A 14,760-nucleotide genomic window follows, 5' to 3' on the forward strand; every position below is an offset into this window, starting at 1 on the left:
GGGACACGCCCCCTCCATGGTTCCCCTCCCCTGGCCGGGGAGGAATGGGATCACTTCAGGCTGGCGGTGACCCCGTCGATCACGAACTGCACCGCCAGCGCGGCGAGCAGCACGCCCAGCACGCGGGTGATGACCGCCTCGATCTTGGCACCCAGCAGCCGCATCAGCGGGCCCGCCGCCAGCAAGGCGACCAGCGTCAGGAGCAGGATCGTCACCATCGCGCCCAGCACGACCAGCGACGCCTCCAGCCCCTGGTTGCGGCTCATCAGCAGCATGACGGTCGCGATCGACCCGGGACCTGCGATCATCGGCATTGCCATGGGGAAGATCGACACATCCTCCGCCTCGTGCGGATCGTCGGCGACCTTGGCCGCGCGGTCCTCGCGCCGCTGGGTGCGCTTCTCGAACACCATTTCCAGCGCGATCAGGAACAGCATGATGCCGCCCGCGATGCGAAAGGCGGGCATCTCGATGCCGAGCCCGTGGAGCAGCGCCTCGCCGAACAGCGCGAAGACGAACAGGATGACCGAGGCGACCATGACCGCGCGGATCGCCATGGCGCGGCGGTGCTGCGGCGTCGCCCCCGCCGACAGGCCCGCATAGATCGGCGCGCAGCCCGGCGGATCGATCACCACGAAGAAGGTGATCAGCGACGAGATGAAGAGTTCGAGCACCGGCTCAGAGCGCCGTCTGGTCGATCGCGACGCCCTCGCGCCGTCCCGCCGACACCAGCGTGTTGCGCAGCAGGACCGCGATCGTCATCGGCCCGACGCCGCCTGGCACCGGGGTGATCGCGCCCGCGCGCGCGGCGGCGGCGTCATATTCGACATCGCCGACCAGGCCCGTCTCGGTCCGGTTGATGCCGACGTCGATGACGCTGGCGCCGGGCTTGATCCATTCGCCCTTGACCAGACCCGGCACGCCCACCGCCGCCACGACGATATCGGCGCGGCCGACCACCTCGGGCAGATTGCGGGTGCGGCTGTGCGCGACCGTCACGGTGCAGCTCTCGCCCAGCAGCAGTTGCGCCATCGGCTTGCCGACGATGTTCGAGCGGCCGACGACCACCGCGTCCATGCCCGACAGGCTGGGATGGATGCTCTTGAGCAGCATCAGGCAGCCGAGCGGGGTGCAGGGCACGAAGCCCTCGACACCCGTCGCCAGCCGCCCGGCATTGACCGGGTGGAAGCCGTCGACATCCTTGTCGGGGTCGATCGCCTGGATCACCGCCTGCGCGTCGATCTGGCCGGGCAGCGGCAGCTGGACGAGGATGCCGTCGACGGTCGGGTCCTGATTGAGCTGTTCGACCAGCGTCAGCAGGGTCGCCTGGTCGGTATCGGCGGGCAGGCGATGCTCGAAGCTCTCCATCCCCGCCTCGCGCGTCGCCTTGCCCTTGGACCGGACATAGACGCTGGAGGCCGGGTCCTCGCCGACAAGGACGACGGCCAGCCCCGGCGCGCGGCCGGTGGCGTCGCGGAAGGTCGCGACCTGGGTGGCAATACGGGTGCGGAGGCCGGCGGCGAACGCCTTGCCGTCGATGATCGTGGCGCTGGTCATTGGGGTAATTGGGGTCATGGCGCACCGCCATAAAGCGCCTCGGCCAGACGCGCCAGTGCGTCCGGGTCCCCGGCGATGTGAAGGCGTTTCAATCGCGCCGTCTCACCCGCGACGATCGTCACCGCGCGCTTGGCCACGCCGAAATGCTTCGCAACCAGCGGGATCAGCGCCGCATTGGCCGCGCCGTCGACCGGGGGTGCGGACAGCCGCGCGGCGAAATGGGCGTCGGTGCCGCTGGTCAGCGCGTCACGCCCGCCGCGCGGGGTGACGCGCACCGCGATGCGGATGCCGTCATCGCAGGGCGACCAGGCAGGCATCAGCCGACGACGACCGCGCCCCCGTACATCTGTTGCGCGATCGCGGCGTTCAGGATCTTGTCGAGGATGACCACCGCCAGCAGCACGACCATCGGCGACAGGTCGAGCGCGCCGAAATCGGGCAGGATGCGCCGGATCGGGCGATAGAGCGGATCGGTCATCTTCTGGAGCGCATACCAGACCGAACGGATGAAATCGTTCGAGGTGTTGATGACGTTGAAGGCGATCAGCCAGGACAGGATCGCCTGAACGATGATCACCCACCAGACGACGTTGAGGAGAATCTGCAAGATCTGAAGGATGAGGACCAACGGAGGGAGCTCCCGATTACAATGGCCCCATATCTAGGGCGGGCGGGGCGTCGGGGCAATCATCGCGCCGTCCGGTCCTGACGCAGGTGGAACGAACCGCCGGTCTGCGCGTCCCGTCGTCATGATTCAGGTGAAGAATCGCCCGGAGGGGCGGCGGCGCTGGGTGAGGATCGCGGTGGGGGTGCTGGTCGCGCTGCCGCTGGTGCTGGTGCTGGTCCTGGCGGTCTTTCCCTGGGGCGTGCTGCGCGGGGCGGTGACGCGCGAGGCGACCGAGCGATTCGGGCGGCCGGTGACGATCGGTTCGGTCCACCGGGTCGACGCGATCGGCTTTCACCCCGTCATCGCGGTCGAGGATCTGCGCATCCCGCAGGCCGACTGGGCGGGCCGTGGCGATTTCGTCCGCCTGTCACGCGCCGAGATCCGTTTCTCGGTCTGGCCGCTGCTGACAGGCCGTTTCGTGCCTGAGGATATCCGCGTCTCGGGCCTGCGGCTGGCGCTGGTTCGCGACAAGCAGGGCCGGACCAACTGGTCGCGCCCCGGCGAGCCCGAGGAGGGGGGCAGCTCCACCGATCTCCAGGGGCTGACCATCACCGACGGCGTGGTCGGATACCGCGACGCCAAGCAGGACCGGACCGCCACGCTGCGCATCGCCGCCGATCCCGACAAGGGCGTGCGGGCCGAGGGCGACGGCACGGTGCGCGGCGCGCCGGTCCGCATCGCCTTTACCGGCGCGGCGGTGAAGCCGGGGCGCTGGCCCTTCCAGGCGACGATCAGCGGCGCCCAATTGTCGATGAAGGCGACCGGCACGATGACGCGGCCGCTCGATACCGATGCGATGACGCTCGACCTGACGGCCAGGGCCGACGACCTGAAGCGGATCGACGCGGTGATCGAGGCGGGGCTGTTCCAGACCGGCGCCGTCGAACTGGCCGCGCATGTCGAGCATCAACGCCCGCGCTGGACGATCACCGACCTCAAGGGGCGGATCGGACGCTCCGACCTGAGCGGCCGGCTGACCGTCGACAAGCGGCAGGGGCGTACCATACTGGACGGCGACGTCACCGCGCGGCAGCTGGATTTCGATGACCTGTCCTCGCCCGAGGGGCTGGCCGAGGCCGCCGCGCTCGAACGGCGGATCGGGCCGCGCCTGGTGCCCAACACCCGGATCGACATCGGCAAGATCGACACGACCGACGGCACCATCGCCTTTCGCGTCGGCCGGGTGGTCAGCGCCAAGGGAGCCTCGCCGATCACCGAATTCACCGGGCGGATGGCGATGGACCATCAGCGGCTGACGATCGACCGGATTCGCATGACTTTGCGCCAAGGGGTGGTGACCGGCCGCGCGGTGATCGACCAGCGCGGCGGGCGCAAGGTGCCGCAACTGACGCTGGACCTGCGGCTGAGCGGGGCGAGCGTCCTGTCGCTGTCGGGCCAGACCGAGATCACCGGACAGGTCGCGGCGCGGGCGAAACTGGCGGGTGCGGGCGAGACGGTGCGGGCCGCCATCGGCCGATCGAACGGGCGGATCGGGCTGGTGGTGGCGAACGGCTCGCTGCCCGATCGCTATGCGGCGGCGCTGGGGTTCGATGCCGGAGCGGCGCTGATGGCGGGTTCCTCGGAACGGGCCAATCTGCGCTGCCTGATCGTCGGGGTGGACATGCGGAACGGCACCGGCCGCGCCGACCCGCTGATCGTCGACACCTCGCGTAGCCGGCTGGACGGGACGGGCACCGTCACCTTCCCCAACGAGCGGCTGGCGCTGCGGCTGACCGGCGCGCCCAAACAGGGCGGGGTGCTGCGCCTGGCGGGCGCCGCGACGGTGACGGGGACGCTGGAGAAACCCGACCTCGTCATCCCGAAGGAGGTGAAGTCGGTCGGCAACATCTTCAAATCGATCGGCCGCGCGATCACCGGCGATTCGGGGCCCAAGGCACAGAATGCGGCATGCGGGGCGCTGGCGCGGCAGGTTTTGCGGTAATTTCGCCTCCCCAGCTCCTCCCGCACTCCGTTCAGCCTGAGCGCAGTCGAAGGCCACGCTGCACCATTCGCCAAGAGGGAAGTTGGGCCATCGAAATCCCTTGGCCTTCGACTGCGCTCAGGCTGAACGGAGCGCGGGAATCAGGAGAGGGGGCTCAGGCCCCTTCCGCCTTCAATGGCCTGGCCAGCAATGCCCCGATCACCTCGCCGACGCCTGCCCCCTCCAGCAACCGGCACACCGCCGCGCAGACCGGCATGTCGACTCCCGCCTCCATCGCCGCCTGGCGCAGTACGGGGGCGGTGAAGGCGCCTTCCGCCACGGTCCGCCGGTCGGCCAGCAGCTCCGCCGCCGAGCGCCCCTGCCCCAGCCCGACCCCCAGCGAGAAATTGCGCGACGCGGTCGACGAACAGGTCAGCACCAGATCGCCCAGGCCCGACAGCCCGGCCAGCGTCTCGGCACGACCGCCGCGCGCCAGCCCGAACCGCGTCATCTCGGCAAAGCCGCGCGCGATCAGTGCGGCGCGCGCATTCTGGCCCAGCCCCGCGCCCTCCACCACGCCGCAGCCGATGGCGAGGACGTTCTTGATCGCGCCGCCAATCTCCGCCCCCGTCACGTCGTCGGTGGCATAGGGTCGGAAATGCGGCGCGGCGATGCGCGCGGACAGGCGTTCGCGCAGCGCGGGCTCTTCGCAGGCCAGCGTCACCGCGGTCGGCAGCCCCGCCGCCACCTCATGCGCGAAGGTCGGCCCCGACAGCACCGCGATCGGCGCGTCGGGATGGAGGGCACGCGCGACCTCGCCGACCAGCCGCCGCGTCCCCGCCTCGATCCCCTTGGAGCACAGGACCAGCGGCGTCGCGCCGACCGGCATCGTCGCCAGCACCGCGCCCACCGCCTGGGCGGGCGTGACGACGAGCAGCGCATCCATATCGGCCATGGCCGCCGGATCGCTGACCGCCTCAATGCTCGGCGCCAAGGCGATGTTCGGCAGATAGAGCGGATTGGCATGGGTGGTGTTGATCGCCTCGGCCACCGCCGGGTCGCGCGCCCAGATCCGCACCGGCCGGTCGCCATAGGCGGCGACCTGCGCCAGCGCGGTGCCCCAGGCCCCCGCCCCGATCACCCCGATCCTCATGCCTTCACCCCCGCGCCGCGCACCGCCTCGGCCGCCGGATCGAGCGGCCAGCGCGCCCGCGCCGGCGTGTCGAGCGGATCGGTCAACCCTTCGCGGAACCGCTCGACCCCCGCCCAGGCGATCATCGCGGCATTGTCGGTGCACAGCCAGAGCGGCGGCGCGACGAAGCGCAGGCCATGCTCGGCGGCGAGCGACTCGAGCGCACCCCGGATCACCCCGTTCGCCGCGACCCCGCCCGCCACGACCAGCGCGGTGACGGGGGGCACTTCGGCCAGCGCGCGGCGGGTGCGGTCGAGCAGGCAATCGACCACCGCCTGCTGGAAGGATGCGGCGATATCCTCCGGCCGGTGATGCCCGACCGCGCGCGCGACCGCGCTCTTGAGGCCCGCAAAGGAGAAATGCGGCTCGGCCGCGCCCTTCAGCGGGCGGGGCAGCGGCACCGCATAAGGATCGCCCTCACGCGCCGCCGCCTCGACGCGCGGACCGCCGGGATAGCCGAGACCGAGCAGCTTGGCGGTCTTGTCGAACGCCTCGCCCGCCGCGTCGTCGATCGTCGTCGCCATCCGGCGATAGCGCCCGACGCCCTCGACCAGCAGCAGCTGGCAATGCCCGCCCGACACCAGCAGCAACAGATAAGGATAGGCCAGCTCGCGGTCGGACAGGCGCGGCGACAGGGCGTGCCCCTCCAGATGGTTGACCGCGATCAGCGGCTTGCCCGCCGCATGCGCCAGCGCCTTGCCGGTGACGAGGCCGACCATCACCCCGCCGATCAGCCCGGGCCCGGCGGTCGCGGCGATGGCGTCGACATCGGCCAGGGTCACGCCCGCATCGGCGAAGGCGGCGGCGACCAGCGGCTCCATCGCCTCGACATGCGCGCGCGCGGCGATTTCGGGGACGACGCCGCCGAACGGGGCATGCGCCGCCTCCTGCCCCAGCAGACGATGCGCCAGCACGCGCCCGTCATCGGTGACGAGTGCGGCGGCCGTCTCGTCGCACGAGGATTCCAGTCCCAGGATCAGCATGGCCCACCCCATACCCCCTCGCATCCTTATTGTCGAAGGGGGGCGTATTGCGGCAAAGGCCGGACCATGGTTCGTTTTCGGCTCGGTACGCGCGGTTCGCCGCTGGCCCTCACCCAGGCGCAGATGGTGCGCGCCGCGCTGGCGGAGGCGCAAGGGTGGGACGAAGACGCGGTCGAGATCGTGCCGATCAAGACCACCGGCGACCGGGTGCAGGACCGCGCGCTGGCCGAGATCGGGGGCAAGGCGCTGTGGACCAAGGAACTCGACCGCGCCCTGTTCGACGGCGAGATCGATGCCTCGGTCCATTCGATGAAGGATGTCGAGACGGTCCGCCCCGACTGGCTGCACATCGCCGCGATGCTGCCGCGCGCGGATGTCCGCGACCGGCTGATCGGCGCGGAGACGATCGCGGGCCTGCGTCCCGGCGCGGTCATCGGCACCAGCAGCCCGCGCCGCCGCGCCCAGCTGTTGTCGCACCGGCCCGACCTGACCATCACCCTGCTGCGCGGCAATGTCGATACGCGGCTTGCCAAGGTGGCCAGCGGCGAGATGGACGCCACCCTGCTCGCCGCCGCCGGGCTCGACCGGCTGGGGCGCGATGTCGGCCATGCCGTGCCGACCGACCAGATGCTCCCCGCCCCCTCGCAAGGCGCGGTCGGGATCGAGACGCGCGCCGACGATGCCGCTGCCACCATGTTGATCGGGTCGATCGACCATGCCGAAACCCATGCCTGCGTCATGGCCGAACGTGCGCTGCTCGCCGCGCTTCAGGCGGATTGCCACAGCCCGGTCGCGGCGCTCGCCTCGCTGTCGGGGGAAATGCTGACCCTGCGCGCCGAACTGCTGGCCGAGGACGGCTCGGCGCGGGTGAGCGGCTGGGTCGAGGGCGGGCTGGACGAGGCGCTGGGCGCGCGGCTGGCGACCGATCTGCTCGACCGCGCGCCGCCCGTGGTGCGCCGCTTGTTCGCGGGCGGCTGAGGCGATGACGGTCGTCGTGGTCCGGCCGGAGCCCGGCAATGCCGCGACGATCGCCGAACTGCGCGCCCAGGGGCTGGCGGCGCGCGCGCTCCCCTTCTTCGCGGCGCAGGCGATCGCCTGGACGCCGCCCGCGCCGGAGGATGTGGGGGCGCTGCTCTTCACCAGCGCGCAGGCGGTGCGGCTGGCCGGGCCGGGTCTGGCCGCGTTCAGCGACAAGCCCGTCGTCGCGGTCGGCCCCGCCACCGCCGAGGCGGCGCGCGCGGCGGGCCTGACGGTGGCACTGACCGGCGAGCGCGATGCCGCCGCCGTGGTCGAACAGGCGCGCGCGGCGGGGCTGACCCGGCTGCTCCATCTGGCGGGGCGCGACCGGGTGGAGACGGGGGCGATGGTCCGCACCGTCTATGCCGCCGAGCCGGTGGCGGTCGACCGGGACGCGGTCCGCGCGCTGGCGGGGACGGTCGTGCTGCTCCATTCGGCGCGCGCGGCGGCGCGGCTGGCCATGCTGGTCGACGACGCGGGGGTTTCGCGCGCGGCGGTGGCGATCGTCGCGATCAGCGCGAAGACGGCGGCGGCGGCGGGCGAGGGCTGGGCGGCCAGCCGGATCGCCGCCGCCCCGCGCGACGCCGCGATGGTCGCCGCCGCGCGGGCGTTGACCCGGACCGCCGCCACGGGGATAAGCGGGGCATGAACGAATTCGCGCCTTCCGACCGACCGCCGTCGCGCGGGCCCCGTACGGGCGCGACCATCGCGCTGGTCCTGCTCGCCTTTGCCGCCGGGTTGCTGCTCATGGCCTATGCTATGCGCCACCTGAGCTGGTTCGGCGGCAGCACCGCCACCGCGCCGCACGCCACCGCTGCCAAGTCCGGCACCGCGACCGATACCGCCGCCACCGATGCGGCGCATGCCGCCGCCGATCCGGTCGCACTCGCCACCCGAGAAGCCGCGCTGGCCGCGCAACTCGCCACGCTGGAAGCGCGCGCCGCCGCAATCGCGACCGACTCGACGGCGGCGGGCACCCAGGCCGCCCGCGCCGAATCGATCCTGGTCGCCGCCGCCGCACGGCGCGCGATCGATCGGGGGCAGCCGCTGGGCTATCTGGAGGAACAGCTCCGCATCCGCTTCGGGGGCAGCGAGCCGCGCGCCGTGTCCGCGCTCATCATGGCCTCGCACCAGCCGGTGACGCTGGAGACGCTGCGCCAGGGGCTGGACACGCTGGGGCCCGACCTGATCGTCAACACCAGCAATGGCTGGTGGGAAGGGCTTCGGCAGGAGCTGGGTCGGCTGATCGTGATTCGCGAGGCGACGGCACCCTCGACCAATCCCACCGAGCGGCTGGCGCGCGCGCAGCGGCTGCTCGACGGCGGACAGGTCGAGGCCGCGCGGGCCGAGGTGACCCGGCTGCCCGGCGCCGCCACCGCCCAGACCTGGCAGCGCGCCGCGCGGCGCTATGTGCTGGCCCGCCATGCGCTCGACCTGATCGAGAATGCCGCGCTGGTCGCCTCGATCGCCACGCCGTCGCCGATCATCACCAGCCCGGTGACGGTGCCCGGCCCGGCGACCGCGACGGGCAATCCCCCGCCCGTCGCCGAGGACACCACGCCCCCGCCGACCACCTCTGCGCCGACCACGCCGTCCATCTGAACGGAGCCCGATCGCGGCCGACGCGTTGGTCCGGGTCCACCCTCCGGAGATATGCGATGATCCGCTCCCCCTATTGGATCGCCCTTGGCATCGCCCTGCCGCTGGCGGGGTGCGGTGATGGCGGTGAGGCGGGGAGCCTGCGCAACAGCGCCGCGACCCAGGCCCCCGCGCCGACCGCCAGCCCGGCGGGCACGCCCCGCACCCTGCCCGCCCCGATCAAGACCGCCGCCGAGCCCGACCGGATCCTGGCCTGCTCGGCCGAGCGGGGTCGCGCCGCCGCCGACCGGCTGGTGAGGATCTGCACCTCGGTCAGCCCTGCCACCCATCCGCCTTGCAACGTGGCGAATAGCTGCGCGATGATCGAGGACGAGATCGCCCGCAGCTGTGCGCTGCTGGGCGACGATGCCGCGACCACGACGGGCTGTTCGGTCGCCCCCAAGAGCGACGCGGCGGCAGCGGCGGTCGTGCGACGCTATTATGCGGCGATCAACGCGCACGACTATGCCACCGCCTGGACCCAATGGGGCCCCGATGGCCGTCCGGGCCAGCGCTTCGCCGATTTCCAGAAGGGCTTCGCCCGGACCCGCGCGACCAGCGTGACGATCGGGCAGGTGCCGCCCAGCGAAGGGGCGGCGGGATCGGTCTATGCGACCATTCCCGTCACCGTCGATGCGCAGCTGACCGATGGGCGGCAACAGCGTTTCGCGGGGCAATATGTCGTGCGACGGGTCAACGACGTGCCGGGCGCGAGCGCGGACCAACTGCGCTGGCATATCGATTCGGCGACCTTGAAGCCGGTCGCGCCGTAAGCGCATCCTTCCGTCCGGCCCGAACGGCCCCGTCCCCCAGGGCGGATCGACATTCAGGATGGCTTCTTCTTCCCTCTCCCCTGGACAGGGGAGAGGGGTAGCGAAGCTTGCCAGCCTGCTGGCTAGCGCAGCTTGGGTGAGGGGTTGAGCGAGCCCAAGGGCTCGCGCGCTCGCTTCGCGAGCGCCCACCCCTCACCCAGCTCCGACTAGGCCTTTGCTCTCGCAAAGACCAAGTCTGCGCAACCCTCTCCCCCCTGCGGGGGGCGAGGGAAGGCATCGCTGAATGGTGATCCGCCCCTAGATCGGATGCCCCTCGGTATCGCGCAGCACTTCGCGGCGACCGACATGGTCCGGTCGGCCGACGATGCCGTCGGTCTCCATCCGCTCGATCAGCCGCGCCGCCGAGTTGTAGCCGATGCGCAACTGCCGCTGGAGCCAGGAGGTCGAGGCCTTCTGGCTCTCGCACACCAGCTGGATCGCGGCGCGATATTGCTGGTCCTCGGCCGAATCCTCGCCCGTGGGTGCGCCATCCAGCGCGAAGCTCTCCGCCGGTTCCTCGGTGACCGAGGAGATATAGTCGGGCTGGCCCTGTGCGCGCCAATGGTCCGCGACCCGGTGCACCTCGTCGTCCGAGACGAAGGGGCCGTGGACGCGCACGATGCCTTTGCCGCCCGGCATGTAGAGCATGTCGCCGCGGCCCAGCAGCTGCTCGGCGCCCTGCTCGCCCAGGATGGTGCGCGAGTCGATCTTGGAGGTGACGTGGAAGCTGATCCGGGTCGGCAGGTTCGCCTTGATGACGCCGGTGATGACGTCCACCGACGGCCGCTGCGTCGCCATGATCAGGTGGATACCCGCCGCGCGCGCCTTTTGCGCCAGCCGCTGGATCAGGAATTCGACTTCCTTGCCCGCCGTCATCATCAGATCGGCCAGCTCGTCGACGATCACCACGATCTGCGGCAGCGGTTCATATTCGAGCTTTTCCTCCTCATAGACCGGCTGGCCGGTCTCGGGGTGATAGCCGGTCTGGACCTTGCGCCCCAGCGGCTGGCCCTTGGCCTTGGCCGCGCGCACCTTGTCGTTGAAGCTGGCCAGGCTGCGCACGCCGACCGAGGACATTTGCCGATAGCGGTCCTCCATCGTCTCGACCGCCCATTTCAGCGCGCGGACCGCCTTGGCCGGATCGGTGACGACCGGCGACAGCAGATGCGGAATGTCGTCATACATCGACAGTTCGAGCATCTTGGGATCGATCATGATCATCCGGCACTGCTCGGGCGTCAGGCGATAGAGCAGCGACAGGATCATGCCGTTGAGGCCGACCGACTTACCCGAACCCGTCGTACCCGCGACCAGCAGGTGCGGCATGGGGGCAAGGTCGGCGACGACCGAATCGCCCGCGATATTCTTGCCCAGGATGATCGGCAGCTGTGCCGCCTGGTCGGCAAAGCTCTGAGACGCGACCAGTTCATGCAGCGACACCATCTCGCGCTTGGCGTTGGGCAGTTCGATGCCGATGACGTTGCGCCCCGGAATCACCGCGACGCGCGCCGAGATGGCCGACATGTTGCGCGCGATATCGTCGGCCAGCGCGATGACGCGATTGGCCTTGATGCCGGGCGCGGGCTCCAGTTCGTACATGGTGACGACCGGGCCGGGGCGGACCTCGACGATCGAGCCCTGGACGCGGAAATCGTCGAGGACGTTTTCCAGCAACCGCGCGTTGCGCTCCAGCGCCGCCTTGTCGATCGTCCCCGCCGGAGAGGGCGGCGCGGGGGTCAGCAGGTCCAGGCCAGGCAGCTGATAGGGCGCGTCGCGATCCGCCGCCGCCTTGGGCCGTGCGGGCGCAGGCGCGACCTGCCGGTCGGCGATGACGGGGGCGGGACGATCCTCGCGCACCGGCACCGCCTTGCGCGCCAGGGTCAGCGGCTCCTCTTCGTCCTCCTCGTCGTCATAGAGCGCCGCATCCTCATCGTCCCAGGCCACGCCCTCGCCATCCTCGCTCAAGGCGCGACGGCGGCGCAGGCGCGCCAGCCCGCGCTCGGCGATGTCGAGTTCCAGGCTGCGTCCCCAGATCAGCGCGCCGCCGACGCCCAGCGCCAGCCCGATCGCCGCCGATCCCCAGGTGACGACCGCCGCCTGTCCGCTGAACGCCAGTGCCCAGCGCACCAGGTTCGCCACCGACAGGCCGATCACCCCGCCCCATCCGGCGGGCAGCGCCAGCACCGCCGAATCGGAGACGAAGGACAGCGCGCACGCCATCATCGCGGTGCCGATCACCGCCTGGCGCAGCATCCGCACCCAGCGCCCCGCCGGGCGGTCGCGCCACAGCCGGGTCGCGACGATCGGCCCGACCGGCAGGATCAGGGCGACGGCGGGCCCGAACAGGGTCAGCGCGATATCGGCGATCCACGCGCCGGGCAGCCCCATCCAGTTGGCGGGGGCCGCGCCCGACGCGGTGTTGAGCGCGGGATCGCTGGCGCGGTAGCTGGCCAGCGCCAGCACCAGCATCAGCGTGACGGCGAACAGCGCGATCGCGGCGACCAGCGCGCCGCTGCGCACCGCGCCCGCCTTCACCGTCTCGCGCCATAAAACCGGCTGCGCGCGGCTGGCCATGGGATGTAATCCTTCAGGAATGTCCGAAAATGCGGGAAAATTCATCGCCCCTGACGGTTCCTACGTCAAGGCGCGGGACGGTCTGCACATTGTTTGCCGCCGCATGAAGGTCTAGGAGCATGCGCATGGATAGCGACGTCATCATCCTCGGCGGCGGCCTGGTCGGCGCGACTCTGGGTGTCGGTCTGGCCGCGCATGGCCTGTCTTCGATCATCGTCGATCCGGCCGATCCGGCGGTCGTGCTGGCCCCCGGTTTCGACGGGCGCGCCTCGGCGGTCGCCTCGGCCAGCTGGCGGATGCTCGATGCGATCGGGATCGGCGCGAAGCTGGCGGGCAAGGGTTGCGAGATCCGGCACATCCGGGTCAGCGACGGGCTGGAGCCGGGCGCGCTCGATTTCATCCCCGATGCCGATGACGGCGCGCTGGGCACGATGTTCGAGAACAAGCTGCTGCGCCGCGCGATCCACGAGGCCGCCAACGAAGCCGAACGGGTCGACCTGCGGATGCAGACCCGCGCGGTGTCGGTCGAGCGTGGCCCGGCGGGCGTCACCGCGATTCTCAGCGACGGCACCACGGTCCGCGCACCGCTGCTGGTCGCCGCCGAGGGTCGCCAGTCGCCGACGCGCGAGGCGGCGGGGATCAAGGTCGCGCGCTGGTCCTATGACCATAAGGCGATCATCAGCGCCTTCCACCATGAGGTGGCGCACGAGAATATCGCGTTCGAAATCTTCTATCCCAGCGGCCCGTTCGCGCTGCTGCCCCTGCCCGATGACGAGATCGGGCATCGCTCGGCGATCGTCTGGTCGGTGCCGGGGCGCGACGGCGACGCGATGCTGAAACTGTCCGACCGCGCCTTTCTGGCCGAGGCAGAGAAGAGCATGGGCGGATTCCTGGGCAAGCTCAGCCATGCGTCCCCGCGTTCGGCCTATCCGCTGGGCTTCCACCGCGCCGCGACGATGACGGGCGAGCGGCTGGTGCTGGTCGGCGACTCGGCGCATGGCATCCACCCGATTGCGGGGCAGGGCGTGAACCTCGGCTATCGCGACGTCGCCGCGCTGGTCGAGGTGCTGGTCGAGGGCAAGCGGACCGGCATGGATCTGGGCGATGCCGCGCTGCTCCAGCGTTACCAGCAGTGGCGCGGGCTCGACACGCTGATGGTCTCGGTGGCGACCGACAGCTTCAACCGCATCTTCGGCGTGCCCGGCAAAACCGCCAGCGCGGTCCGGCGGCTGGGCATCACCGCGATCAACCATATCCCGCCGCTCAAGAACCGCTTCATGGCCGAGGCGCGTGGCGAGACCGGGCAGCTGCCCCGGCTGTTGCAGGGCGTGATGGTGTAACCGATCAGGGACGATTCGATGCGGCACGAGATCATTCCCTGCCTCCGGTACGAGGATGCCCCGCGCGCCATCGAATTTCTCTGCACCGCCTTCGGCTTCGTGCGGCAGGCGGTCTTTGCCGATCCCGACGATCCGACGATCATCCATCATGCCCAACTGGTGTGGCAGGACCGCATGGTGATGGTGTCGAGCGCGCTGTTCACGCCCCATGCCGCCGTGGCGGGATCGAAGACACCGACCCAGGCGGGCGGGGTGACGATGGACCTGTATCTGGTCGTCGCCGATGTCGATGCCCATGCCGACCAGGCACGCGCCGCGGGTGCGACGATCATCGCCGGGCCCGAGGACAAGCCCCATGGCGGGCGCGGCTATGCCGTGCGGGACCCGGAAGGCCATGTCTGGAGTTTCGGCAGCTATGATCCCTGGGCCTGATTATCCCACCCGACCCGACCGCCAACCGATCCGCGACCGCCGCCAGACCGGCGTAGCCCGTGGCATGGCCGCCGCGCTGGCGGTCGTGCTGCTGACCTTGCTGGTCAGTTGGAGCCTGGCCCATCCCCTGTCCGCGACCGACCGGGTGCTGCGCGCGGTGGCGGCTTCGACGGTCGCGGCACTGTGGCTGGCGGCGGCGATCGGCCATGTCGCGGCGCTGCGCTTCGACTCGCCCGCCGATATCGACAGCGCGGCGAGCGGCAGTCCCGATTCGCCGCGAGTAGCGGTGGCCAATGCGGTGCTGCGCAACACGCTGGAACAGGTGGTGCTGGCGATCCCCGCCTATCTGGCGCTCGCCTGGGTGGTGGAGGGGTCGGGGGCGATGGTGCCGATGCTGGCGGCGTTGTTCTCGGTGGGACGGACGCTGTTCTGGGCGAATTACGCGCGGGGTGCGACGGCGCGGGCGTTTGGATTTGCGCTCACTTTCTATTCGAGCGTGGCGGCGCTGGTTATCGTGCTGGTGGCGTTGGTGGGCAGGCTGATCTGACCACCCCCCACCCTCCGTTCAGCCTGAGCGAAGTCGAAGGCTAAGGGAAACCTTCGCAATGAGCGCGGAACGTGCACTTC

15 protein-coding genes are annotated in these 14,760 nt (G+C 70.8%); 8 read left to right on the top strand and 7 right to left on the bottom strand.

Annotated elements, in window-relative coordinates; genetic code table 11:
* Positions 1–50: 50 nt before the first annotated feature.
* From QE385_RS10840 to QE385_RS10855, 4 genes are read right to left on the bottom strand one after another with little or no spacing between them, the layout of a single operon-like run.
* Positions 51–674, bottom strand: a complete 624-nt coding sequence (locus QE385_RS10840; protein ID WP_307101691.1) for a MarC family protein — start codon at positions 672–674, stop codon at positions 51–53.
* Between the two features lie 4 nt (positions 675–678).
* On the bottom strand, positions 679–1,575 hold the full coding sequence (gene folD / locus QE385_RS10845) for a bifunctional methylenetetrahydrofolate dehydrogenase/methenyltetrahydrofolate cyclohydrolase FolD (RefSeq protein WP_307101694.1): 897 nt from the start codon (positions 1,573–1,575) through the stop codon (positions 679–681).
* A complete protein-coding gene (locus QE385_RS10850; RefSeq protein ID WP_307101695.1) occupies positions 1,572–1,874 on the bottom strand; it encodes a DUF167 family protein in 303 nt (100 codons plus the stop codon). The genes folD and QE385_RS10850 overlap by 4 nt, the downstream gene beginning before the upstream one ends.
* A complete protein-coding gene (locus QE385_RS10855) occupies positions 1,874–2,185 on the bottom strand; it encodes a YggT family protein (protein WP_307101698.1) in 312 nt (103 codons plus the stop codon). Before QE385_RS10855 ends, QE385_RS10850 begins: the two co-directional genes overlap by 1 nt.
* A gap of 121 nt (positions 2,186–2,306) precedes the next feature.
* On the opposite strand from QE385_RS10855, the gene QE385_RS10860 reads away from it, so the two are divergent.
* Positions 2,307–4,166: an AsmA family protein gene (locus tag QE385_RS10860; protein ID WP_307101701.1), complete on the top strand. Its 1,860-nt coding sequence runs from the start codon at positions 2,307–2,309 to the stop codon at positions 4,164–4,166.
* A gap of 154 nt (positions 4,167–4,320) precedes the next feature.
* Here QE385_RS10860 and QE385_RS10865 read toward each other — a convergent pair whose 3' ends face one another.
* Both QE385_RS10865 and tsaD read right to left on the bottom strand, forming a co-directional pair.
* Positions 4,321–5,298 carry an NAD(P)H-dependent glycerol-3-phosphate dehydrogenase gene (locus QE385_RS10865; RefSeq protein WP_307101703.1) on the bottom strand — a complete coding sequence of 326 codons (978 nt, stop codon included), beginning with the start codon at positions 5,296–5,298 and terminating at the stop codon, positions 4,321–4,323.
* Positions 5,295–6,320: a tRNA (adenosine(37)-N6)-threonylcarbamoyltransferase complex transferase subunit TsaD gene (gene tsaD / locus QE385_RS10870; RefSeq protein WP_307101706.1), complete on the bottom strand. Its 1,026-nt coding sequence runs from the start codon at positions 6,318–6,320 to the stop codon at positions 5,295–5,297. The genes QE385_RS10865 and tsaD overlap by 4 nt, the downstream gene beginning before the upstream one ends.
* Before the next feature lie 66 nt (positions 6,321–6,386).
* Between tsaD and hemC the strand changes: the two genes are divergently transcribed.
* The 4 genes from hemC to QE385_RS10890 are packed head-to-tail and all read left to right on the top strand — an operon-like array spanning position 6,387 to position 9,748.
* On the top strand, positions 6,387–7,298 hold the full coding sequence (gene hemC, locus QE385_RS10875) for a hydroxymethylbilane synthase (RefSeq protein WP_307101708.1): 912 nt from the start codon (positions 6,387–6,389) through the stop codon (positions 7,296–7,298).
* A 4-nt stretch (positions 7,299–7,302) separates the two neighbouring features.
* Complete coding sequence (locus QE385_RS10880; protein WP_307101710.1) at positions 7,303–7,986, top strand: uroporphyrinogen-III synthase; 684 nt, start codon at positions 7,303–7,305, stop codon at positions 7,984–7,986.
* The gene (locus QE385_RS10885; RefSeq protein WP_307101712.1) at positions 7,983–8,939 is read left to right on the top strand and encodes a hypothetical protein; all 957 of its coding nucleotides are present in this window, start codon (positions 7,983–7,985) and stop codon (positions 8,937–8,939) included. Before QE385_RS10880 ends, QE385_RS10885 begins: the two co-directional genes overlap by 4 nt.
* A gap of 56 nt (positions 8,940–8,995) precedes the next feature.
* Positions 8,996–9,748, top strand: a complete 753-nt coding sequence (locus QE385_RS10890; RefSeq protein WP_307101714.1) for a hypothetical protein — start codon at positions 8,996–8,998, stop codon at positions 9,746–9,748.
* A 297-nt stretch (positions 9,749–10,045) separates the two neighbouring features.
* Here the strand turns inward: QE385_RS10890 and QE385_RS10895 are convergent, their stop codons facing one another.
* On the bottom strand, positions 10,046–12,361 hold the full coding sequence (locus QE385_RS10895) for a DNA translocase FtsK (RefSeq protein ID WP_307101716.1): 2,316 nt from the start codon (positions 12,359–12,361) through the stop codon (positions 10,046–10,048).
* Between the two features lie 125 nt (positions 12,362–12,486).
* On the opposite strand from QE385_RS10895, the gene QE385_RS10900 reads away from it, so the two are divergent.
* From QE385_RS10900 to QE385_RS10910, 3 genes are read left to right on the top strand one after another with little or no spacing between them, the layout of a single operon-like run.
* Positions 12,487–13,701 (top strand): UbiH/UbiF/VisC/COQ6 family ubiquinone biosynthesis hydroxylase, encoded by a 1,215-nt coding sequence (locus tag QE385_RS10900; protein ID WP_307101718.1) that lies wholly within the window; start codon positions 12,487–12,489, stop codon positions 13,699–13,701.
* Between the two features lie 18 nt (positions 13,702–13,719).
* A complete protein-coding gene (locus QE385_RS10905; RefSeq protein WP_307101721.1) occupies positions 13,720–14,133 on the top strand; it encodes a VOC family protein in 414 nt (137 codons plus the stop codon).
* On the top strand, positions 14,117–14,680 hold the full coding sequence (locus tag QE385_RS10910; RefSeq protein WP_307101723.1) for an MAPEG family protein: 564 nt from the start codon (positions 14,117–14,119) through the stop codon (positions 14,678–14,680). Before QE385_RS10905 ends, QE385_RS10910 begins: the two co-directional genes overlap by 17 nt.
* Positions 14,681–14,760: the final 80 nt, after the last annotated feature.

Source organism: Sphingomonas sp. SORGH_AS_0950 (genome assembly GCF_030818415.1).
In the GTDB taxonomy this organism is placed as follows: domain Bacteria; phylum Pseudomonadota; class Alphaproteobacteria; order Sphingomonadales; family Sphingomonadaceae; genus Sphingomonas.